We start from the raw sequence: 23,172 nt of genomic DNA, 5'->3' as shown, positions 1-23,172 counted from the left end.
TGAGCTTCCACATTGTGGTTTCCCAATATGGAAACGTTGTACTGTTTCCCGGACTGCGGCTGTATTTACAGGCTGAGGGCCTTCTGATAGGCATTTTCGAGACCGGCGGTGTTTTTTCCTCCGGCAGTTGCAAAGCCCGGGTTTCCACCGCCGCCGCCCTGGATTTCTCTGGCCAGTTCCTTTACGATACTTCCTGCCTGATATTCGGCCGCCAGATCATCAGAAACACCTACAGTGATCATTGGCTTCCCGTCTGCATCAGACAGGACAACAGTAACAGAAGCAGGGATCTCTTTCTTAAGCTGAAACACGATATCCTTTACAGTGCCGGCATCTAAAGAGGTCTTTTTAACCAATAATTGCTTATTGCCTTTTTGTTCATAAGCGTTTTTCCATTCGTTAATTTCTCCTTTCGCTTTTTCCTTTTTCAGGGCTTCTGCTTCAGATCTTAATGCGGTGTTTTCCTCAATTAATTTCTCGATAGACTTTACCACATCCTTGGATTTCAGAAGCTGGGAAATTTCTGCGATCTGTTTTTCTAGGCTTTTAAAATATTCATCGGCCTTATCCCCCGAAATAGCTTCTATCCTTCTGATTCCGGCTGCTGTAGAGCTTTCTGAAACTATCTTGAAGTGGCCGATCTCGCTGGTGTTCCTTACGTGGGTTCCGCCGCAAAGCTCCATAGAGGTTCCGAACTGGATCATCCTTACGGTATCCCCATACTTTTCCCCGAACAGGGCCATCGCTCCTTTATCCAGGGCCTCCTGAATAGGGATATTCCTGAATTCCTGCAAAGCGATACTTTCTTTTATTTTTCTATTTACTTTTTCTTCTACCAGAGCCAGCTCATCCTCTGTCATTTTACTGAAATGAGAAAAGTCGAAACGGAGATAATCAGGACCCACATAGGACCCTTTCTGTTCAACATGCGTTCCTAAAACTTCCCTTAAAGCTTCATGTAAAAGGTGCGTTACGGAGTGGTTGGCCTGCGTGTTTTTTCTGTCGGCGGTATTTACCCTGGCATAGAAAACTGCACCCGGATCCCTCGGAAGTCCGTTGATCAGGGAAATGATCAGTCCGTTTTCCTTTTTAGTATCCAAAACTTCAAAACTTTCCACAGCATTTTCAAGAACCCCCTTGTCCCCGATCTGCCCGCCACCTTCAGGGTAGAAAGGAGACTGGCTCAATACCACCTGGTAAAATTCGCCGTCTTTGTTCTCTACTTTTCTGTATCGGGTAATATACGTTTCAGTTTCAGTCTGGTCGTATCCCACGAAAGTTTCAGGTTTCTCCTCTAAAACAACCCAGTCATACACCTTGGAGGCGGAGTCTTTTTTAGAGCGCTGTTTTTGTTTTTCCATTTCAGCCCTGAAACCAGCCTCATCGATGGTAAGGCCTTTCTCTTCCGCAATGATCCTCGTCAGGTCATCAGGGAATCCGTAAGTATCGTACAGCTCAAAAACCTCCTCGCTGGGTAACACCTTTAAATTACCGGCAAGGGTCTGCTGAATTAATTTTTCAACTCTGATCAATCCGTTTTCAATGGTCCTTAGGAAAGAATTTTCTTCCTCTCTGATAACCTCTGCAACCAATTTCCCCTGTTTTTCAATTTCCGGGAAGAATTGGCCCATCTGATCCCTAAGCACGGTCACCAGCTCAAAAAGGAAAGGCTCCTTCATCTCCAGGAATCTGTAGGAATAAGAAATAGCTCTTCTTAAAATTCTTCGGATCACATATCCGGCTCCTCCGTTGGATGGCAGCTGCCCGTCTGCAATAGCAAAAGAGACAGCTCTGATGTGGTCTACCACAACACGGATGGCAATATCCTTTTCATTCTCCAAAGCCCCTGTATATTTCTTTCCGGAAAGCTCCTCGACTTTGGAGATCAGCGGAGTGAAAACATCGGTATCGTAATTGGAAGATTTTCCCTGAAGTGCCATGCAGAGACGTTCAAATCCCATTCCGGTGTCTACATGCTGTTTGGGAAGTTTTTCCAGGCTTCCGTCAGCTTTTCTGTTAAACTCCATGAAAACCAGGTTCCATACCTCCACTACCTGCGGGTGGTCATTGTTTACCAGCTCAATTCCCGGAACTTTCGCCTTTTCTTCCGCTGTTCTCAGATCCACATGGATTTCAGAGCAAGGTCCGCACGGCCCGCTTTCTCCCATCTCCCAGAAATTGTCTTTTTTATTTCCATTGATGATTCTGTCTTCAGCAATATGGGATTTCCAGAAATTATAGGCATCCTGGTCTCTTTCCAGATTTTCGGAAGCATCCCCTTCAAAAATGGTTACATAGAGGTTTTCTTTCGGGATTCCGTAAACTTCTGTCAACAGCTCCCAGGCAAAAGCAATAGCATCTTTTTTGAAATAATCCCCAAAAGACCAGTTCCCCAGCATTTCAAACATAGTGTGGTGATAAGTGTCCCTGCCTACGTCATCAAGATCATTATGCTTTCCGGAAACCCTAAGGCACTTCTGCGTGTCAGCGATTCTTGGGGCAGCAGGCTCCTTATAACCCAGGAAAAAATCTTTAAACTGTGTCATTCCTGAATTGGAAAACATTAAAGTAGGGTCGTCCTTAAGCACAATAGGAGCAGAAGTGACGATCAGGTGGCCTTTGCTTTTAAAATAATCTAAAAATTTTTGACGGATCTCTTGTGATGTCATAATATTGCTTTGCTTATTGATCAAATTTTTGATAAGATGCAAATTTAAGATTTTTACCGGATTTGGAAATAATGTTTTTTAATTGAAACTTATTATCTTAGTTCTCCAGATTACATGGAACATCCCGAGGGAGGGATACAGATGAAATGGTGTGATCCTTTTGAGATGCTTATTTGTGGAAATAAATTAAAAAACAGCAAAACAGATGAAAAAAGATGAAGTGCTGAAAAGCTGGGTGGACCAATATTCCGGATCACTCTTAAAAAGAGCGGCTTATTTGCTTTCTGATAAGAATGAGGCAGAAGATATTGTTCAGGAAGTTTTTTTATCCGCTTTTTCATCCTATGATTCTTTTGAAGGGAAAAGCCGGCCTCTTACCTGGCTGATGAGCATTCTGAACCGGAAGATCGCCGATTTTTACCGTAAGAAATATAGATCAGAGCCCAATATAAACCTTAGCCATTTCTTTGACGAGACCGGCTCATGGAAACGCGATAATGTTCTAAGGGACTGGGATACGGAGCATAATGAATCGGAGCTTTTGAATGACAATGATTTCCATAAAATCCTGGAGGACTGCATTGAAGATTTGCCTGCCAGATGGAAAATTCCTTTGAAAATGTACTACCTTCTGGAAAAAAAAGCTTCAGATGTAAGTCAGGAACTGGATATTTCTACGACTAATCTATGGAAGATCTTGCAAAGAGGCCGTATGCAGTTGAGGGAATGCCTGGAATTTAATTGGTTTACAAAATCATAATGATCCAAAATGTTGAAAAACTTGATCCATATATTATTTTTACCGTGCAGTGAAGCCACACTGCTTATGGAAAAACGGAATGCAGACACCATTTCTTTAAAAGAGAACTGGAGACTTTCCGTGCATTTGAAAATCTGCAAATGGTGCAGGGCCTATAAAGAAAAACTTGAAGTTTTAGATAATATTTTGAAACAAAAATTTTCCCGGGAAGAAATATCTGAATTTAATGATGTTGATATTCAGTCATTTAAAGATAAAATAATCCGAAAGTTCAAAGATTAGTAAAAATACTGTCAGGATTTTGAAACTGTTCCGACTATACTCTTGCCAATAATAAAGTATTCAAAGTCATGAACAGAAATGGAGCATCACAGCAGATCTACCCACAGAGCAGAATTTACAAACTGGGATATTATGTTTCACTGTTTGGAGCAGCCCTCCTGCTATTGTGGATCGGGATATTTAAATTTACCCCTACTGAAGCCGCAGCTATAAAACCTCTGATAGAGAACCATTTTCTTACCTCTACCCTATATCATATGGCAGGTATTCAGACGGTGTCTAATGCTATCGGAATGATAGAAATTATCATTGCCCTCCTGCTGGTATTTAGTGTGAAATTTGCATTCCTGACAAGGTATGCCGGAATAGGAATGGTGATCACTTTCCTGGTTACGTTAAGTTACCTGTTCACCACTCCCGGAATCTGGAAAATTGTAGACGGGATTCCCGTAACAGACTTTTTTATTCTGAAAGATATCATGCTTTTGGGATTCGGGTTAATCATCATCAACCATAAAAGAAATGAATAATAAAATAAAAATGAGAAATTTATTGATAATACTCGGAGTCGCTCTGGGGATAATCGTTTTTGCGGCAAAAACGGGGTTTTTAAAAAATTCCGGAGCCGTAAAAGAAGTGAAAAAAGAAAATGAGACCATTATGGATAACAAAAACGTAAAAGAGATTTATTTTGCAGGCGGATGCTTTTGGGGAACTGAGCACTTTTTCCAGCAAATCCGCGGGGTTGTGGGAACTGAAGTGGGCTATGCCAACGGTAACACAGAAAATCCAACTTATGAACAGGTAATAAGCCATACTACGGGATTTGCAGAGACCGTAAAAGTAAAGTATGATCCGGAGCAGGTAGATCTGAAACTTTTGATTGACCTGTACTTTAAAACTATTGACCCTACCAGCATCAATAAACAAGGTAATGACAGAGGTGACCAGTACAGAACAGGTATTTATTTCACGGATAAAGAAGATGAAGCATTAGTGAAGGGAGAGGTGGAGAGATTGTCTAAAAATTACAGCGAGCCTGTAGTGGTGGAGACTATTCCGCTTAAAAACTTTTATAGGGCGGAAGATTATCATCAGGATTACCTGGATAAGAATCCGGGGGGGTACTGCCATATTGAGCCCGGGCTTTTTGAAATGGCAAGGAAGGCCAATCCTCTTCCAAAAGCCAAATATCAGAAGCAGGATAAAAAAGTGCTGAAAGAAAAACTTACTGCGGAGCAGTACCGTGTAACACAGGAAAATGCCACAGAAAAACCTTTCCAGAATGAATACTGGAACGAGTTCCGGGATGGGATCTATGTAGATATTACTACGGGAGAACCATTGTTTGTCTCAACAGATAAATTTGAATCCGGTTGCGGATGGCCAAGCTTTTCAAAACCTATCACGAAGAAATTAATTGATGAAAAACTGGATAAATCTTTCGGGATGACCAGGGTAGAGGTAAGAAGCAAGACCGGAGATGCACATCTGGGGCATGTTTTCACAGACGGGCCGGCTGATAAAGGAGGCTTACGCTATTGTATCAACAGTGCTTCCCTGAAATTTATTCCAAAGGAGGAAATGGAGAAAAAAGGATATGGAGAATATCTTCCCTTACTGGAAAAAGATAGAAAGTAAGATGAAAGGACCGCCGGAAGGCGGTCTTTTTATTTTGGAACCTTTCGTACCGATATTGAAATAGATAAAATCCCGAAAAATGGCACAAATTTGTTAGTGCGAAGAAAGCAGCAGGTAAAATAATTACCATAAAGTTCCGGACGCAAAGCTTTCATGGCTGTTGTTTGGTCAAAAACCGAATGAAACAGCCTTAAGCTCAGAGTAAAGTGATCAGAACAGTCTGTTGTAACTGCTGATATTAATGGTTTGATCTTCAGGAACCTATCGGAAGGATGGCATAGCGGTGGCCTAAATAAATTTAATGGATTGTTGCAATTTTATATAATATATCAACTAAGTTTTAAGATTAAATATTAAATTTGGTAGAATTAATCGGTTATTATGAAGTTAATTGAACTTGCCAAAGAATTAAATGTTTCTGCAGAAGCTATAAAACAATTCATTCAGGATTTTGATCTCGAGCTTGTAGAATGTATCAGTACCAATTTTGAAATAAAGGAAGATTTTGAAAAGTTTGCCCGTGAGAATGCAGAATTTTTGAGGCTTTATGAAAAAGACCTTGATAAAAACAAAACGCTGGACCAGATTGCCAAAACCATCAACCAGCCTAAAGAAAAAGTAGAAAAGGTTATAAAAGACATTAATCCGAATATCTTTGACAACGGAATTTTCAAATCCTCAATCTCCAGTTACGGGATCGATAATAAATTAGGCGGAAATTACCAGTTTGTATACGATTATTTTGGTCATAAGACCAGCCTTCAGCACAGGGATTTCATAGGTTACAGAGATCTGTTTTTCTATATCTCGGCAGTGCTGGAGCCATTTTTAAACCCGCAGCAGATTAAAGACTGGGGTATCAATAAACCGGCAGGAATCATTTTATATGGCCCGCCGGGTAGCGGTAAGATTTTCTGGGCCAATAAGATTGCAGAAATTATCGGCTTCCAGTTCAAGGAAGTTAAAAAGCATTATCTCGGAACTTCTTTTGTTGACGGTAACAAAACTAATTTTAACGATTACCTTGTGACCATGATGAAGGAAGATAAAGTACTTCTTTTTATGGAAGATTTTGATGAGATCATGATGGAAAGAAGAGCGGAAACAGATGTGGCGGCATGTAATCTTGAAACCCAGGAAATTATTTTACACTATATCAGCAAATTTGAGCAGGAAGAAATATTGATGGTGGGATCAGCCAACTCTGTTGCAGAGATCAATGAGGATATTCTTGCGCCGGGAAGATTTGATGTGATGATCCCGGTTTTTCCGCCCAACCTTTCCGAAAGATCAGAAATCATTCTCTATGCCATGACCAGAAATCTTGAATCAGATTCCCTGTTATATAAAATTCTTAAAAATAATAAAGCAGACAAAGTTCCTTTCTGGCATGACATTTCATCAAAAATGAAAGTCTTCAGCAATACGATGATCATTGATTTTACCCAAAGCCTGAAAAAACGTATCAAAAAGCTTTACCAGAGAACAAGAAATAAAAATCTGAGAATTGATCAGAATCTTTTAAACGGAGCTTTAAGAGAGGCGGCAGCCAAGCTTACGGAAGAATACCTCGATCAGGTGGCAAGATTTCTGAATGATATGATCATCAATAATTTTGATGATTTCCAATATCGGATCAGGGCTTTGAAAGCTGAGCTGGAAACTTATCAGGTTGTTGAGGAACCAAGAAGGGCCATCGGTTTCCATCATAATGGGGAAGATACGGAGAATGATTCCGCAGGATAGCCTCATGCCGTTCAAGGACATCCTTCGGTCTTACCACTGAAAATCTGTTCCCGTTATTTATTACTCATAATTTTATCCGTATTTTTGCAAAAAATGAAAATACGTGATTAGCAACGACCAGATAAAAGAAACCCAATCGAGAATAGAAGATCTGCACAGATACCTTCAGATTGAAAAAAAGAAGATAGAAATAGCCAATGATGATGAAAAAACGGCTGCTCCTGAATTTTGGGATAACCCGAAAGAAGCCGAAGCCTTTTTGAAGCAGCTTCGCTCCAAAAAGAAATGGGTGGAAGATTATGAGGAAATAAGTACTCAGTTTGAAGATCTGCAGGTGCTTGTGGAATTTGCCAGGGAAGATCCGGATTCCGAAAAAGAGCTGGACGAAACCTTTCCGAAGCTGGTAGAAAAAATAGAGGACCTGGAATTCAAAAATATGCTTTCCAATGAGGGAGATGAGCTCTCTGCGGTATTACAGATCACGGCAGGGGCCGGAGGTACTGAAAGCTGCGACTGGGCTGCCATGCTTATGCGGATGTACACAATGTGGGCTGAAAAGCAGGGATATAAGATCCGTGAATTAAACTTCCAGGAAGGAGATGTTGCAGGAGTAAAAACGGTTACTTTGGAAATTGACGGGGAGTATGCCTTCGGATATCTGAAAGGGGAAAACGGAGTGCACAGACTGGTGAGGATTTCACCTTTCGACAGCAATGCAAAACGCCATACAAGCTTTGTTTCGGTATATGTATACCCATTGGTGGATGACACAATTGAAATTAATATCAACCCTGCCGATATCACTTTTGAAACAATGAGGGCTTCCGGGGCCGGAGGGCAGAACGTAAACAAGGTGGAAACAGCAGTTCGTCTCCGTCACGCTCCTACAGGGATTATTATTGAAAATTCAGAGTCCAGGTCACAGCTCCAAAATAAAGAAAAAGCAATGCAGTTGCTCCGTTCAAGGCTATACGAAATGGAGCTTGAAGAACGTATGAAAGCCCGTAACGAGATAGAAGCCAATAAAATGAAGATCGAGTGGGGGAGCCAGATCAGGAATTATGTAATGCATCCTTACAAGCTGGTGAAAGATGTACGCTCAGGCTATGAAACTTCGGATGTGGATGCTGTAATGAACGGAAATATCACCCCGTTTCTTAAAGCTTTTCTGATGGCAGACGGAACCGCAGTTTCCGATGATGATTCAGAGCTGTAATATTTAGTTAAAAACTCTTAATTAATTTCCTTTTCAGGTTTTTTAGGCTTATTTTTGCTATTCAAGAATATATATGGAAGATTTCAATAGCTGGAAAGATTTATTAAACCCGGAGTTTTATATTAAGCTAGGAGGGTTTTGGTTGATTTTATTTATTATTTTTGCTGAAACAGGTCTTTTTGTAGGATTTTTTTTACCAGGAGATTCATTACTTTTCGTTTCAGGAATTTATGCTGTTGATATCATCAAAGAGACTTTTGGCTCCACAGGGAGCGATTTCATGGATACCACTCTTCTCGCCACCAGTGTTGCTGTGGCAGCCATCGTAGGAAATGAGGTAGGATACTATTTCGGCCTGAAAGCAGGACCTGCTCTGTATAAAAGAAAAGATACCATGCTCTTTAAGAAAAAATACCTGTACCAGGCTCATGATTTCTTTGAAAAACATGGTGCCCTGGCGGTGATCATGGCCAGATTTTTACCTGTGGTAAGAACCTTTACCCCGATTGTTGCAGGAATTGTTAAAATGGATAAAAAAGAATTTCTGAGGGATAACATTATCGGAGCTGTTTTATGGTCTTTCCTTTTGATCTTTGCAGGCCATTACCTTGATAAGCTATTTATAGAGCAATTTGGTATCGACCTGAAGAAAAAACTTGAGCTGATTATTATTGTAATAGTTCTGGTGACCACTTTACCGATCGTTATTAAGTTCCTGTTTGGAAAAAAGGAGGACTTTTCCAAATATGAAGATCAGAATTTTGAATAAATAAAGAATTGAAAAATAAAAATATAAAACCATCCGTAAGGGTGGTTTTTTTGTTATTGATTTCTGATCCATTTCAGGATATTAGGATAGATGATGCTGTCCCTTTTTCTCTTACTGAAAAACCTTGGGGCGTGCCCGGCATTTTTCATGAAAACCAGTTTATGAGGAATGTTTTCCCGCGTTAAAACGGAATCCAGGGATAATCCCTGATGCTGGTTGACCAGAAAATCCCTGTTTCCCTGAAACAATAAAGTGGGAACATTGGTGACACTGGCGACGGGGCTTGCTTTTTTAAATTCCTCAGACAGCTTTTCCCGTCTGAATCTGGTTCCTACCATCTTTTGAACAGTTGAAGAAGTATATCTGGAATAGAATGAGTTCAGATACTTTTCAGAATAAAAATCTGTTGGTCCGCTCAGGGAGATAATTTTTTTTATCTGATCAGGATTCTGGTAACCATAAAGCAATGCCAGGTGGCCGCCTGCACTTTCACCCAGAAGGATGTAATTATTGGGCTGCAATTCCGCTTTATGGGCTAAAGAATTGAACTTGTCAATAGCCAGGCTGATATCTTCTAACTGCTGCCTGTAAGTTATGTTTTTCGATACTAGCCTGTAATTCATATTGATGCTTGGAATATTATTTTTAAAAAGCATTTTCTGAATCTGGATCATATGCTCTTTCCGGCCATATTTCCAGGCACCGCCATGAATGATTAGAACTACAAGAGATGTTTCCGGATATGCTGACGGTAAAAAGACGTCCATTTTCTGCTTTTTGTGCTCACCGTATTTCAGGTTGTAGATTTTTTGATCATTATGTGTCCCTACCCAGACCCTGAATTTTGTATTGCAGGAATTCAGAATAAAGCTGAGACATCCTAAAGCAAAAAAAGGGTATTTGAGGATCAGCTTTTTCATGCGATGATATTCATTATCAGAAAATAAGTTTAGACCAATGCAAGAGTCAGTTTTAGATATTCACTGCTTATGTCAGACGAATATACAAAATATTCCGAAATCCGGATCTACAGCGTTCGGTTCTTAAAAGCCATAATGAAAAATATTTAATCAGGATCATAAGAATATAAAATATGAGTGATTATTTTTACCGATAAAAAAGGCATTATATTATTAATCAATGTAAGTAAATCGAATTAAATAAGTATTTTTGTTTTAACAACTATTAAAAAAATATTAAAATAATATGGCATCTGGTTTTTTCGCTATTTTGGACGACATCGCGGCTTTAATGGATGATGTGGCTGTAACAAGTAAAATAGCAACTCAAAAGACAGCGGGTATTTTAGGGGATGATCTTGCCGTAAATGCAGAAAAGGCAACCGGCTTCCTTTCTTCCCGTGAATTGCCTGTTTTATGGGCTATTACAAAAGGATCTTTTATCAACAAGCTTATTATCCTGCCCGTGGCGTTTCTGCTGAATTGGCTTTATAAACCGGCTATTGAGATTATTCTTGTTTTAGGAGGGCTTTATCTGGCTTTTGAGGGAGTTGAAAAAATTATAGAATTCCTGTTCCACAGATCTAAAAAAGGGCATGAAGTGGTGGAAGAAAGTAAGGCAGGTGAAAGCTCTGAAGATTCTGAAAAATCAAAGATTAAATCTGCTATTGCCACAGACTTTATCCTTTCCATAGAAATTGTAATCATTGCTTTGGGAACTGTGATTCAGGAAAATGATTTGCTGATACAGATTCTTACCGTTACTTTTGTCGCATTTCTGGCAACCGTAGGGGTGTACGGAATTGTGGCCCTTATCGTGAGAATGGACGATGCTGGTTTTAAGCTGATCAAGAAAAGTAATGATAAAGGCTTTTTCTCTAAGCTCGGACATTTTCTGGTGAAAGCATTACCAATCATCATCAAGTTTTTGGGAGTAGTGGGAACGATCGCTCTGATCCTGGTTTCAGGAGGGATTTTTGATCATAATATCGAATATCTTCATCACATGCTTCCTACATGGCCTTCCATACTGAAAGAATTTACCTTTGGATTAGCAGGAGGTTTGATAATGGTGCTACTCTTTACCGCAGGTAAGAAAATATATTCCGTCGCAACACGTAAATAGATAAGACGGATTCAATAAAAAACCTGCAACAAAATCGTTGCAAGTTTTTTTATGTCTGTTGTATCCGAATCAATTAAACAGATCTTTTACTTTATCGAAGAAAGTCTTTTCTTTTCCGGAAGGTTCTGCCACCATTTCACCGCTTAACATCTGTTTTTCAAAAAATTCTTTTTGTTCCTTCGTAAGAGTTTGAGGTGTCCATACATTGATATGGATGAACATATCACCTTTTCCATAGCTGTCTATACTAGGAAGTCCTTTTCCAGCCAGTCTCAGGATTTTACCGGACTGTGTGCCTGGGTCAATGGTGATCTTCACTTTTCCGCCAACTGTAGGAACTTCTTTTTTAGTTCCCAGAGCAGCCTCGGCAAACGAAATATATAATTCCTGATGCAGATTATCTCCCTCTCTCTTGATGGTTTTATCCACCTCTTCTTCAATGATCACCAGCAAATCACCGGGAACTCCGCCAAAAGGCGCATCATTTCCTTTTCCTCTTACATTGAGCTGGATTCCGTCTCTTGCTCCCGCAGGAATATTAATGGTAACTTCCTCCTCATCCTTAACGAGACCCTGCGCGTTGGCACCGGCCGGGATCTTATCCGCAACCTTACCTATTCCCTGACATGTTCCGCAGGTGGTCTGGGTCTGCATTTGCCCGAACATGGTATTCATAACCTTTACCTGAACACCGGAACCGTTGCAGGTAGGACAGGTTTTTGAAGTAGCCCCTTCCGCCAGCTTCATTTTCTTTACCTTGATGGTTTTTTGGGTTCCGTTCACCATTTCTTCAAGATTCAGCTTGATTCTGATCCTCAAATTGGAGCCTTTTACCTGCTGACGGCCTCCACCGCCAAATCCTCCGAATCCTCCGCCGAAATGCCCTCCGAAGATATCCCCAAACTGGCTGAAGATATCCTCCATATTCATTCCGCCGCCGAAACCGCCGTATCCACCGTTTCCTCCTACACCGGCATGACCGAACTGATCATATCTTGAACGCTTCTGGTCATCGCTCAATACTTCATACGCTTCCGCGGCTTCTTTAAATTTCTCTTCCGCGTCCTTATCACCGGGATTTTTATCAGGGTGATATTTGATGGCCATTTTACGATAGGCTTTCTTTATCTCGTCGGCTGATGCAGATTTGCTTACTCCAAGAACCTCGTAATAATCTCTTTTTGACATGACATTTATAATTGATTATTGATAAATGATAACAGATATTAAAGAGTGTATGACCGTAGTTTTCATCAATTATCACTCATCATTTATCGCTTATTAATATTAATTTCCTGTTACTACTTTTGCAAAGCGGATAACTTTATCATTCAAAGTATAACCGGTCTCAATAACATCTACGATTTTGCCTTTCAGATCTTCCGAAGGTGCAGGAATCTGAGTAATGGCCTCGTGAAGATCCACATTGAAACTGTCTCCGGCTTTCACTTCCATAGGTTTTAATCCTTTTTCACCCAGCTTATTTTTAAATTTCTGGTAGATAAGCTCTACCCCTTGAAGGTCAGCAGGATTTCCGTTTTTAGCGATTTCTTTCAAAGCTCTTTCAAAATCATCTAAAACACCAAGCATAGAAATCATCATATCCTGATTGGCATATTGGAAGAATTCCATTTTTTCCTTGGCGGTTCTTTTTTTGTAATTTTCAAACTCAGCATATAATCTGATGTAACGGTCTTTCTCTTCTGCCAAAAGTTCCTCAGCAGAAGGTGTGGCTGTCACATTTTCTTCAGAATTTGCCTCGCCCTGAATATTGTTTTCTTCCTGATTATTAATGCTTTCTTCGTTGATATCCTGATTTTCCATAATTCAATATTTATTTTCCTTATTGTTTGACAAAGAGTCTGCCAAATAAAAAATCAGGACATATAGTCAGAAAAATAAGATGATTGAAGTTTCCCAATCATTGACGGATACAGTAAACCACTCACTATTACTCTCCAAAAAGGTCTGAAATAAAAGGTATAGATTCAGGATAATGATGATAAAGGAAATAATCCATACACAGGTCTTCATGAATGGTTTATTTACAAATTCCCCCATTTTGGCTTTATCGCTGGTAAACATCACCAGAGGGACAACGGCAAAGCTCAGTTGCATTGACAGGATGACCTGGCTCAGAACCAGTAATTCAGTGGTTCCCCTTTCACCGTAGATAATGGTGACGATAAGGGCCGGGATCACGGCAATAAGTCTGGTAATAAGCCTTCTTAGCCATGGTTTTAATCTGATGTTTAAAAATCCTTCCATTACGATCTGGCCGGCCAGTGTTCCTGTGAGCGTTGAATTTTGTCCCGAGGCCAGTAATGCAATTGCAAAGGCAATACTGGCCATGGATGCTCCCAATATGGGGGTAAGCATTTTATAGGCATCGTGTATATCAGCCACATGCTTGTTACCTGTAATGTGGAAGGTAGCGGCTGCCAGAATGAGTATGGCGCCATTAATAAAGAAGGCGAGCATCAGCGATACGGTACTGTCTAAGGTCGCAAATTTTATAGCCTCTTTTTTTCCTTCTTTAGTCCGGGGATAATTCCTGGTCTGAACGATACTGCTGTGCAGATAGAGGTTATGGGGCATTACGGTGGCTCCCAGGATACCAATGGCAATATACAGCATGGAGGGGTTCTGAATGATCTCCTTTTGAGGAATCAAGCCCCCCAGGATTTCATTAAAAGCCGGCTTTGAAATCACGATCTCATAGATGAAGCAGGCGAGAATAATAAATATAAGGCCGCCTACAATGCTTTCAATCCACCTGAATCCTTTTGCCTGGAGGAGCAGGATAATCAATACATCGATGGTGGTGATTACAATCCCCCATGTCAAAGGGATATGAAACAGCAGATTAAGGGCAATGGCGGAGCCTATGACCTCTGCAAGGTCGCAGGCGGCTATAGCTATTTCACAGAATATCCATAATATAAAGTTGGTAGCAGGGCTGAAATGATCTCTGCAAGCCTGTGCAAGATCTCTTTCTGCAACTACTCCGAGTTTTACCGAAAGATGCTGCAGAACCATTGCAAAGATATTGGATATCAGAATTACAGAGAGCAGGGTATATCCGAACCGAGCTCCTCCGGCAATATCAGTAGCCCAGTTTCCCGGGTCCATATATCCTACGGCAACCATTAACCCGGGTCCTGCAAAAGCAAGGTACTTTCTCCAGAAACTTGCTTTTTCGGGTACTTTAATTGATGAGTAAACCTCAGGTAATGAATGTAATGTTTTATTTTTGCGCCAGGCGTTTTTTAAATTCATAAATGTTAGAAATGACTAACAAATTTAATTAAATAAATCGAAATATGAAAACCGGAAATAAAAAATCCCGGAAGCACTTCCGGGATTAATATTTTTTAAGTTGTAATTACTTTGCAAATCTTACAGACATTTTTCTGTCTACGGCTCTCTCAGCATCAGAAGCGTTGGCATCAACAGTAGCGAATTTGCTTCCATAGCCTTCGGCACCCAGCACCTGACTGCCTACTCCGGCTTTTGCAAGTGCATTTTTAATATAATCTGCCCTTGCCTGAGATAATTTCAGGTTGCCGGCTTCATTTCCTGTTTTATCAGTATAGCCGCCGATTTTGATTTTAGCATCAGGAAATGCCTTTAAAATGGCAACCAGGTTGTCCAATTGTCCCTGGGACCCTGCTTCCAGCTCAGTTGAGCTTCCCATTTTGAAGTTCACATGATCAAAATCATACCATGTATCCTTTAAAGCGCTGTCATCCGCTGCATTTTCATAACCGCCGGATTTTAAAAAGGTGATCATCCTGTCTTCCATACCCCCTTTATATCCTTTAAGTGTGGTTCCGTTCAGATCAATATTTTCATCCACCTTTGCCGAAGTGGCTGCGCCTGCGCTTGCTGTATCGGCAGTTGGAGAAACTGCGCTTGCCGTATCGGTTGCTACCCCGGTTGAATCCGTGGCTGTAGCGGTAGTGGTAGTTTCTTTTTTATCACATTGTTTCCAAAGGAAATACGCAGCCGCAATTAGCAGTAAAAGCGGCAGAAGCCATTTCCAGATGGAGCCTCCGCCGTCATTGTTCCGGTCAGGATAGGTCCCTGTAGGTGTTGTACTTCTTGTAACCTCTATTTTAGGTTCTTCATGTGGGGTGTTTATGGCATCCTTATCGTTATCAAACTGATATCTTTTAGCCCAATCCCCTATGTTCAAGGAAGCCAGGGAAAGCCCTGCAGGAAGCAGGCCGGAAATGATGCCTTTCTGGTCATTCAATAAACCGGAAATCCCTGATCTATCCAGGTTGTTATCAGCGGCATATTTTCCTATGGAACCTACCGTTGCTCCTGTTACCAGGCTTAGCAAAGAACTGGAAGTATTATTGCTTACTCCTGCGTATGTAGCAATAGTGTTGATTATTCCGCTGATTTTGTCACCAAAAATTGAGGACAATAAATTAGAGATAAGGGAATTGTTAGTGCTACCACCTAATAAATTTCCTAAAATTCCGCTGGATGAGGCGTTTGATATGGCATCTAAGACGTTAGGGTTGTCCGAATTATTGGCCAGCCCACCCACAACTACAGGTAATAAACCTCCAATTGCTTTTGAAATTCCTGATTCGCTTTCTCCATATTGAGAAGCAGCCTGAGATACTAAAGCGGGACCCAATTGTCCTTTAATTAAATCAATGACATTTAAAGACATAATAAATTTATTTTGAGATTAATGTGATATAAATTTAAATAAAAAAATCTCTAAATGTTATTTTTTTTTAATTATTATCTATTTTTTTCGGAAATGTTTGATAAATCATTAAAAAAATTAATATGCTTTAGCGAATAATACACGTCTTTTTGAAGGTTTACCGGAAATAAGGGACACTCCTTCCTCAATATCATCATCCAAAGGAATACATCTGATGGTGGCCTTGGTTTCTTCCTTGATCTGCTCTTCTTCTTCCGCGGTACCATCCCAGTGGGCATAGATAAAGCCTCCTTTTTCTTCCAGCACTTTCTTGAACTCTTCGTAAGAATCAACTTTAGTGATATTATCCTTTCTGAAATTAAGGGCTTTATTGTAGATATCTTTTTGTATCGTTTTCAGTAATTCCTCAATATAAGAGTCCAGACCTTCAATTGAACGAACCTCTTTTGTAAGGTTATCTCTTCTTGCAATTTCTACGGATTTGTTTTCCAGATCCTTAGGGCCTATGGCAATTCGTACCGGAACTCCCTTCAGCTCATATTCTGCAAATTTCCATCCCGGTTTGTTCTGGGTGTCATTATCAAATTTCACGGAAATGCCTTTCATTCTCAGCTTAGCCTGGATATCCATGGCAACTTCACTGATCTGGTTCAATTGTTCTTCCCCTTTAAAGATAGGAACAATCACTACCTGAATTGGAGCCAGGGTAGGAGGCAATACCAATCCGAAATCATCCGAATGGGTCATGATAAGGGCGCCCATCAGACGGGTAGATGTCCCCCATGAGGTGGCCCATGCATGTTCAATTTTTCCTTCTTTATTGGTAAATTTCACGTCAAAGGCTTTTGCGAAATTCTGTCCCAGGAAGTGGGAGGTTCCTGCCTGTAGAGCTTTCCCGTCCTGCATCAAGGCTTCTATACAATAGGTTTCGTCTGCTCCCGCAAATCTTTCGGAAGGTGTTTTTAATCCTTTAATCACAGGCATTGCCATAAAGTTTTCGGCAAAATCGGCATATACATCGATCATTTTCTCCGTTTCTTCTATTGCCTCCTCACGGGTAGCATGCGCGGTGTGGCCTTCCTGCCATAGAAATTCCGCAGTTCTCAGGAACAGGCGTGTTCTCATCTCCCATCGCACCACATTGGCCCATTGGTTGATCAGGATCGGAAGATCTCTGTAAGACTGGATCCAATTCTTATAGGTATTCCAAATAATCGCTTCTGAAGTAGGACGCACGATCAGCTCTTCTTCCAGTTTTGCTTCAGGATCCACAATCAGCTTCTGAGGGTTGTCCGGATCCGTTTTTAATCTGTAATGGGTGACTACCGCACATTCTTTTGCAAAACCTTCTGCATTTTTTTCTTCAGCCTCAAACAAGCTTTTGGGCACAAAAAGCGGGAAATAAGCATTAACGTGACCGGTTTCCTTGAACTTTCTGTCCATTTCATCACGCATTTTTTCCCAGATTGCATAGCCGTATGGTTTGATTACCATGCACCCCCGCACTCCGGAATTTTCAGCTAAGTCAGCTTTTACCACCAACTCATTATACCATTTGCTGTAATCTTCGCTTCTTGAGGTTAATTTTGCCATTATTTTTTAAAATTTTTTTAACTTTTTTCTTTTATTGTCATCTAAAAATAAAAATCTATTTTTGATAGATTTTTTTACCAGTTATTTGGTACATTTTTGGTACAGATTGCAAATATAATTTAAATTAAAAATTTTTACGTTATCATGAAAAGAAATATACATAAAAATTTGCTTGGAATGCTAAAATCAAAAGGTGTTTTGGCAATTGCAGGCGGATTACTACTGATGTCTTGTGGCGCCCAGATGGGAGGGTACAGCGAGACAGACGGGGTCTATTATGATCCCAATAAAGATACACTACCTGAAGGCGTAATTATTAATAACAATGGGAACAGGGTAGGGGAATATTATGATTATTATCAAGACGATTCAAATATCATTCAAAATGCCGAAATAAATACCCAGGAACAGGACAATAGGTATAACGCGTGGAGCGGAACTTCATGGAACGGAAATGCTACCGATTCTGACTGGGGAACTTTTGCCGGAAATGTAACCAATTATTATGATAACTCCTGGGGATGGGGATATCCTTGGGGATATGGTTATTATAGCCCATATTGGGGATGGAACAGAGGCTGGGGCTGGGGCATAGGTCTGTCCTGGGGCTGGGGAGGCGGCTGGGGCTACAACCCATATTGGAGCTGGGGATTCGGATATTCACCTTTCTGGGGATATGATCCTTTCTGGGGTGGCTATTATGGATATCCTTACTGGGGATGGAACGGCGGCTACTGGGGTAATTACTACAGGCCTATTTACAGAAGAAGCGGAGCAGACGGAAGAGGATTCAACAGCTATAATGCAGGAGGCTTAAGCAAAGGCAATACTTCTGGCTTCAGAACCAACACAGGTGGTTTCAGACAAGGGAACACCGGCGGCTTCAGAAATACCAATGGCGGATTCAGACAAGGAAATGCCAACGGAGGTTTCAGAAATCAGTCCGGATATCGTACCAATCCCGGCTATAATCAGCCTAGATACCGAAGTAATGACAGTGGCTTCAGAAATGATAGCGGCTTCAGGAACAACAACAGTGGCGGCTTCAGATCCGGAGGTTTTAACTCGGGCGGATTTGGTGGCGGTAGTTCCGGAGGTGGCGGCTTCAGATCCGGCGGAGGCGGCGGAGGCTTCAGAGGAGGAAGATAAAATTCAAAACAATAACTATTCAAAAAAATAATGTTAAAAAAAACTTTAGCTATAATGAGCATTTCTGCAGCTTTTTTTGTGCAGGCTCAGGATATTTCTGTCATAAGAAATTCTATAGATGTTTATTCTAATTCTCCGAATATAGGGTCAGCCAAGTTTAATGCGATGGCTGGATCTAACGGGGCTTTGGGAGGTGATGCCAATTCTTTGCTGACCAACCCGGCTGGTTTGGGGGTTGCTATTTCCGGAGAGATTTCAGGGACGTTATCTATAATGAACAATAAAAATACGTCTTCACTTGCCGGTTCCTCCTACGGATATTCTTTAACCAAGGGAGACCTTGGAAATGCCGGAGGGGTAATGACTTTTCAATTACAGACAGAGAGTGCATGGAAATTTATCAACATCGGAGTGAATTTTTCCAACCAGTCTATTGAAAATTATGTAGAGACTCCCGGAAACAGTAATATCATCTATGACTTTGATGATAGTAACAGCTCATCTTATGCAAGGCATGCGTATGACAGATATGGTTATATATCCAAAACGAGCTTCGGGGTAGGTGCCAACTATAATCATAGCTTATATATCGGAGCAGGATTCAACTTCTTCAATTCATCGGTTGATCAGTCTGATACAGCTATTTTTAATTCTCTTCAGAACGGATCATCCGAATATTTCAGCAAGCAGAATACGCCTTTTTATGAAAGAGGGAATGGTTTCTCCGCATCCCTGGGAGTAATCGGAAAGGTAAGTCCTAACTTCCGTTTGGGTGCTGCCCTTGAAACCCCTACTTTCTGGAATATTGACAGAAGCTATAATTTTTATAATGATCCTGTATATGGTGATGACATAGCGATTGAAAACAGAAAGTTCACCTCTCCGCTTAAAGCTACAGTGAGCGCCGCTTTCATCGCAAATAAAAGCTTTGCTTTGAACGTTGATTACAGTCTTGGTCTGACTACTCCGAAATATAAAGAATATGGTCCTGCGGAAACGGAACTTAATGATTTCTTTAAGGATAATTACAAAAACGTATCAGAAGTAAGAGTAGGAGCGGAATACAGGCTTAAGCAGCTAAGGATAAGAGGAGGTTATGCCTATACTTCTAACCCGCTGGATGCATTAACCATCAGCAGATTTGCTAACGATGGCTCTGTATCGGACGGATCATATGACAATCTTATCCTTAATGACAGAAACGCTCTGTCTTTCGGGCTTGGATATGATTTCAAATCATTTTATATAGATGCTTCCTATCAGAACGTAATGTCCAAATACCGTAATCCATTTATGAGAGGGGTCGTAGATCCTGCAAATAATATAGAGGCTGGTTATTATTCACAAAATAATCTGATAACAAGTGATTCTTACATTGTTTCAGACGTGAAAAACAGCAGAAATAACTTCTTTCTTACATTCGGATGGAAATTCTAATTTCCAGATTGTGTAATGAGTGATTAAATTGAAGGCTCCGGATTGTCCGGAGCTTTTTATTTTTAATGGGATCAGGCTCTGATTTACCATCCGGAACATGGTTTAAACTTTGTACCGGTTTAATTATATGTTCAATGCGGATGATGATGGAATAAATGCATGATTAAAGCTGAAGAAACCCCGAGAATTACCAATCCTATTTTTGTCCAGTCAATATTGTGGTTTTTATTGCTTTCAAAGATGATTACGGATGAAATATGTAAGAAAATACCTCCTACGATGGCAAGAAAATAAGGCTGTAGTTCGGGATTGAAATAATTCCCCAGTAACATTCCCATGGGGGATGCCAGAGCAAATAAGGCTACGATCAGCAACGAAGGGTATGAAGGCCTTTTTTTCGGTTCATTTTTCCGGTTGAATAAAAACGCGCCGAGGATAAATGAAATGGGAAGATTATGAAAAACAATCCCCAGAAGATAAGGGGACAGCTCATGGTCTTCATTGGCAAGAGGAATACCTTCGATGAAAGCATGGATAAAAAGCCCCACCATTAAAGCCAAAGGAAGGATATTATGCTCATTATGATGATGGAAATGGCCATGCTCGAACCCTTTCGTCAAGGCCTCAAGAATCATTTGCAGCAGAACACCAATGATCACAAAAACACCAAGGTTATGGCTTATTTCGGAAGTATAAACCTGCGGAAATACTTCATTCAGGCAGATAGTAATGAGAAATCCGGCGCTTAAGATCAGTAAATTTTTTGCCAGCTTTTCTTTCCTGCCGAAATATTTTCCAAGAAATACTCCTGCAAGGACGCTTAAAATAAGTAGAGTAACGGTTATCATGCTTTTTTTCTAAATAGATTGATACAACGGGGAGAACTTTCCTTATCAAAAGCGTTTAGCTGATAATCTCCCCAGATTTTTATTCTTTCGAAGCCAGTTTCATCGGCATAGGAATTAATGGCCTCGAGCGTATGCAGCTTTACTTTTTCAAAGAAATGATAAGGTTTTCCGTTGTCTTCAAAACGGATATCCTTGATAATATATCTTCTTTCAATTTTTTTACGGATCTTAAAATGGATATGATCCCGGATAATTACAGATTCCGGTACTATGGTTTTCCTTACATAGGCTTCATTGAGGTAATCCAAAACAAAAAAGCCACCTGGTTTTAAAGCCCGGTAAACCGATTGAAAGACTTTTTTATCATCACTTTCACTTTCAAAATATCCGAAGCTTGTAAAAAGATTGAAAACAGCATCCATAGGCTCTGCATCGATGGGGTTTCTCATATCATGGACCTCAAAAAGTAATGTCTGGTTTTCAAACTGCTTATCAAATTCTATGCTTTGTCTGGAAAGGTCGAGCCCTAAAACATCATATCCCAGTTTATTCAGAAAGACCGAATGTCTTCCTTTTCCGCAGGCCAGATCAATGATTTTAGAAGATGGTGGAAGCTGCAGGTAAGCAGTTAATTTTGTAATGAAGTTTTCAGCTTCCGTATAGTCTCTGTTGCTATATAACAAATGATAATAAGGGGTATCAAACCAAGATTCAAACCATTCCATAACGCAAAAATAACTAAATTTGTGCGGTTAAAGGCAAGTATTTTTAACATTGAGATATTGAAAGATTCAATTGATGAAAAAATTAAATGCCTAATCTTTTAATTTTTAAATCTTTATATCTTTTCATGACTATGGATACAGAAAATCTACAAATTCAGATAAAAACATTTTTTGGACTGGAACCTGTCCTGGCGGATGAAATTAAAAAGCTTGGCGGCCGGAAAGTTGAAATCAAAAACAGGGCGGTAAACTGCGAAGGAGACCTGGGCTTCCTGTATAAAATAAATTACTCTGCGAGAACAGCCTTAAAGATTCTGGTCCCGGTTTTCGAATTTAAAGCTTTTAACGAACATAAATTTTACGATAAGCTTTCAAGGTTTGCCTGGGATGAGTATATGGACATTGATCAGACCTTTGCCATTGATGCTACGGTAAATTCGGAGCGCTTTAAACATTCCCAGTTTATGACATTGAAAATGAAGGATGCAATTGTAGATTACTTTCAGTTCAAATTTAAAAAGCGTCCCAATGTGGAAACAAAGAATCCTGATATTAAATTTCATCTTCATATTGACAGGGATCTGGTGACCATATCACTGGATTCTTCAGGAGATCCGTTATTTAAAAGAGGGTACAGGAAAGAGCAGGGGCAGGCCCCTATCAATGAGGTTTTGGCCAGTGGAATGCTTCAGATGGCTGGATGGGATGGAAAAGGGAATTTTCTTGATCCGATGTGTGGCTCAGGAACCCTATTAATTGAAGCCGCTATGATCGCAATGGACCTTCCGGCACAGATTTTCAGGAAAAAATTTGCCTTCCAGAACTGGAAGGACTATGACGCGGAATTGTTTACAAAGATCAAGGAATTCAGGATCAACAGGATCAAAGAATTTGAAGGGAAAATAGTAGGCTACGATATCGATGCAAGAATGCTGAATGCCGCAAGAATAAATATTGAAGCAGCGGAAATGGAAGATGTAATCGAAGTAAAAAAGCAAAATTTCTTTGATTCAAAAAAAGAGCTTTTTCCGTTGCTGATGGTGTTTAATCCGCCATATGACGAAAGGATCTCCGTTAATGATGACGATTTCTATAAAAAGATCGGTGATACTTTCAAGAATAATTATCCCAACACACTGGCATGGCTGATTACCTCTGATCTTGAGGCCGTAAAAAAGGTAGGTCTCCGTCCGTCGAGGAAGATCAAACTTTTCAACGGGAAACTGGAAACGAGATTTTTGCAATATGAGATGTATGAAGGGACGAAAAAAGTACATAAAGCAGAATGACAAATTACGGCGTTTCCTCATTGCTAGCCACCTATTCTTATATTGCCGTTTTCATGATCATTTGGCTAGTCCGGATAAGTCGTAAGGTATTATCTTAATATTTGTTATAATTTTTCTATATCAGAATCAATTAAAGTGATTATGTCCTGGAATATTCCTGATCTATTGGATATGTTTTTTAATGCCCTGAATCTGTTAGATACCGGTTCCGGCAACCGTTTTTGTGTTCGGTCCAAGTCAAAAAAGGCGAGATATATTATTGAGAAGATCAGT

Annotated in this window: 20 protein-coding genes; 11 read left to right on the top strand and 9 right to left on the bottom strand. The window is 40.3% G+C overall.

The window, feature by feature from the left end; translation table 11 throughout:
- Nucleotides 1-65: 65 nt before the first annotated feature.
- Nucleotides 66-2,669, bottom strand: a complete 2,604-nt coding sequence (gene alaS, locus ABMQ40_RS04835; protein WP_370897261.1) for an alanine--tRNA ligase — start codon at nt 2,667-2,669, stop codon at nt 66-68.
- Nucleotides 2,670-2,874: 205 nt separating this feature from the next.
- Between alaS and ABMQ40_RS04830 the strand changes: the two genes are divergently transcribed.
- From ABMQ40_RS04830 to ABMQ40_RS04800, 7 genes are all read left to right on the top strand, one after another.
- Nucleotides 2,875-3,429, top strand: a complete 555-nt coding sequence (locus ABMQ40_RS04830) for a sigma-70 family RNA polymerase sigma factor (protein WP_370897105.1) — start codon at nt 2,875-2,877, stop codon at nt 3,427-3,429.
- Between the two features lie 66 nt (nt 3,430-3,495).
- A complete protein-coding gene (locus tag ABMQ40_RS04825) occupies nt 3,496-3,711 on the top strand; it encodes a hypothetical protein (protein ID WP_370897103.1) in 216 nt (71 codons plus the stop codon).
- A 68-nt stretch (nt 3,712-3,779) separates the two neighbouring features.
- A complete protein-coding gene (locus tag ABMQ40_RS04820) occupies nt 3,780-4,241 on the top strand; it encodes a DUF417 family protein (RefSeq protein WP_370897101.1) in 462 nt (153 codons plus the stop codon).
- A gap of 130 nt (nt 4,242-4,371) precedes the next feature.
- The gene (gene msrB / locus ABMQ40_RS04815) at nt 4,372-5,352 is read left to right on the top strand and encodes a peptide-methionine (R)-S-oxide reductase MsrB (protein ID WP_370897259.1); all 981 of its coding nucleotides are present in this window, start codon (nt 4,372-4,374) and stop codon (nt 5,350-5,352) included.
- 381 nt (nt 5,353-5,733) lie between these two features.
- Nucleotides 5,734-7,098 (top strand): AAA family ATPase, encoded by a 1,365-nt coding sequence (locus ABMQ40_RS04810; protein WP_370897099.1) that lies wholly within the window; start codon nt 5,734-5,736, stop codon nt 7,096-7,098.
- 103 nt (nt 7,099-7,201) lie between these two features.
- Nucleotides 7,202-8,314 carry a peptide chain release factor 2 gene (prfB, locus tag ABMQ40_RS04805; RefSeq protein WP_370897097.1) on the top strand — a complete coding sequence of 371 codons (1,113 nt, stop codon included), beginning with the start codon at nt 7,202-7,204 and terminating at the stop codon, nt 8,312-8,314.
- Nucleotides 8,315-8,387: 73 nt separating this feature from the next.
- Complete coding sequence (locus ABMQ40_RS04800) at nt 8,388-9,083, top strand: DedA family protein (protein WP_370897095.1); 696 nt, start codon at nt 8,388-8,390, stop codon at nt 9,081-9,083.
- Between the two features lie 53 nt (nt 9,084-9,136).
- On the opposite strand, the gene ABMQ40_RS04795 is transcribed toward ABMQ40_RS04800, so the two are convergent.
- Nucleotides 9,137-10,003: an alpha/beta hydrolase gene (locus ABMQ40_RS04795; RefSeq protein WP_370897093.1), complete on the bottom strand. Its 867-nt coding sequence runs from the start codon at nt 10,001-10,003 to the stop codon at nt 9,137-9,139.
- A 286-nt stretch (nt 10,004-10,289) separates the two neighbouring features.
- Between ABMQ40_RS04795 and ABMQ40_RS04790 the strand changes: the two genes are divergently transcribed.
- On the top strand, nt 10,290-11,168 hold the full coding sequence (locus ABMQ40_RS04790; RefSeq protein WP_370897091.1) for a DUF808 domain-containing protein: 879 nt from the start codon (nt 10,290-10,292) through the stop codon (nt 11,166-11,168).
- 69 nt (nt 11,169-11,237) lie between these two features.
- Here the strand turns inward: ABMQ40_RS04790 and dnaJ are convergent, their stop codons facing one another.
- The 5 genes from dnaJ to proS all read right to left on the bottom strand — a co-directional run bounded on the left by dnaJ (nt 11,238) and on the right by proS (nt 17,451).
- Nucleotides 11,238-12,356, bottom strand: a complete 1,119-nt coding sequence (dnaJ, locus tag ABMQ40_RS04785; RefSeq protein ID WP_370897089.1) for a molecular chaperone DnaJ — start codon at nt 12,354-12,356, stop codon at nt 11,238-11,240.
- Nucleotides 12,357-12,455: 99 nt separating this feature from the next.
- On the bottom strand, nt 12,456-12,995 hold the full coding sequence (locus ABMQ40_RS04780) for a nucleotide exchange factor GrpE (protein ID WP_370897257.1): 540 nt from the start codon (nt 12,993-12,995) through the stop codon (nt 12,456-12,458).
- Nucleotides 12,996-13,058: 63 nt separating this feature from the next.
- Nucleotides 13,059-14,447 carry an Nramp family divalent metal transporter gene (locus ABMQ40_RS04775; protein ID WP_370897087.1) on the bottom strand — a complete coding sequence of 463 codons (1,389 nt, stop codon included), beginning with the start codon at nt 14,445-14,447 and terminating at the stop codon, nt 13,059-13,061.
- 106 nt (nt 14,448-14,553) lie between these two features.
- Entirely contained in the window at nt 14,554-15,858 is a 1,305-nt protein-coding gene (locus ABMQ40_RS04770) for an OmpA family protein (protein WP_370897085.1), read from the bottom strand.
- A 117-nt stretch (nt 15,859-15,975) separates the two neighbouring features.
- Nucleotides 15,976-17,451 carry a proline--tRNA ligase gene (gene proS, locus ABMQ40_RS04765; protein ID WP_370897083.1) on the bottom strand — a complete coding sequence of 492 codons (1,476 nt, stop codon included), beginning with the start codon at nt 17,449-17,451 and terminating at the stop codon, nt 15,976-15,978.
- Between the two features lie 177 nt (nt 17,452-17,628).
- Between proS and ABMQ40_RS04760 the strand changes: the two genes are divergently transcribed.
- Nucleotides 17,629-18,600, top strand: a complete 972-nt coding sequence (locus ABMQ40_RS04760) for a prolyl-tRNA synthetase (protein ID WP_370897081.1) — start codon at nt 17,629-17,631, stop codon at nt 18,598-18,600.
- A gap of 54 nt (nt 18,601-18,654) precedes the next feature.
- A complete protein-coding gene (locus tag ABMQ40_RS04755; protein ID WP_370897079.1) occupies nt 18,655-20,037 on the top strand; it encodes an OmpP1/FadL family transporter in 1,383 nt (460 codons plus the stop codon).
- Between the two features lie 131 nt (nt 20,038-20,168).
- On the opposite strand, the gene ABMQ40_RS04750 is transcribed toward ABMQ40_RS04755, so the two are convergent.
- Nucleotides 20,169-20,882 carry a ZIP family metal transporter gene (locus tag ABMQ40_RS04750; protein WP_370897255.1) on the bottom strand — a complete coding sequence of 238 codons (714 nt, stop codon included), beginning with the start codon at nt 20,880-20,882 and terminating at the stop codon, nt 20,169-20,171.
- Nucleotides 20,882-21,610 carry a class I SAM-dependent methyltransferase gene (locus tag ABMQ40_RS04745; protein ID WP_370897077.1) on the bottom strand — a complete coding sequence of 243 codons (729 nt, stop codon included), beginning with the start codon at nt 21,608-21,610 and terminating at the stop codon, nt 20,882-20,884. Before ABMQ40_RS04745 ends, ABMQ40_RS04750 begins: the two co-directional genes overlap by 1 nt.
- A gap of 131 nt (nt 21,611-21,741) precedes the next feature.
- Here ABMQ40_RS04745 and ABMQ40_RS04740 point away from each other — a divergent pair, with 131 nt between their 5' ends.
- Nucleotides 21,742-22,899 (top strand): THUMP domain-containing class I SAM-dependent RNA methyltransferase, encoded by a 1,158-nt coding sequence (locus ABMQ40_RS04740; RefSeq protein ID WP_370897075.1) that lies wholly within the window; start codon nt 21,742-21,744, stop codon nt 22,897-22,899.
- The last annotated feature ends 273 nt before the right edge of the window (nt 22,900-23,172 follow it).

The sequence above is a fragment of the Chryseobacterium gossypii genome, assembly GCF_041361455.1.
GTDB classification, from domain to species: domain Bacteria; phylum Bacteroidota; class Bacteroidia; order Flavobacteriales; family Weeksellaceae; genus Chryseobacterium; species Chryseobacterium gossypii.
The sequence above is the reverse complement of the archived record's forward strand: the minus strand, read 5'-3'. Positions and strand labels throughout refer to the sequence as shown.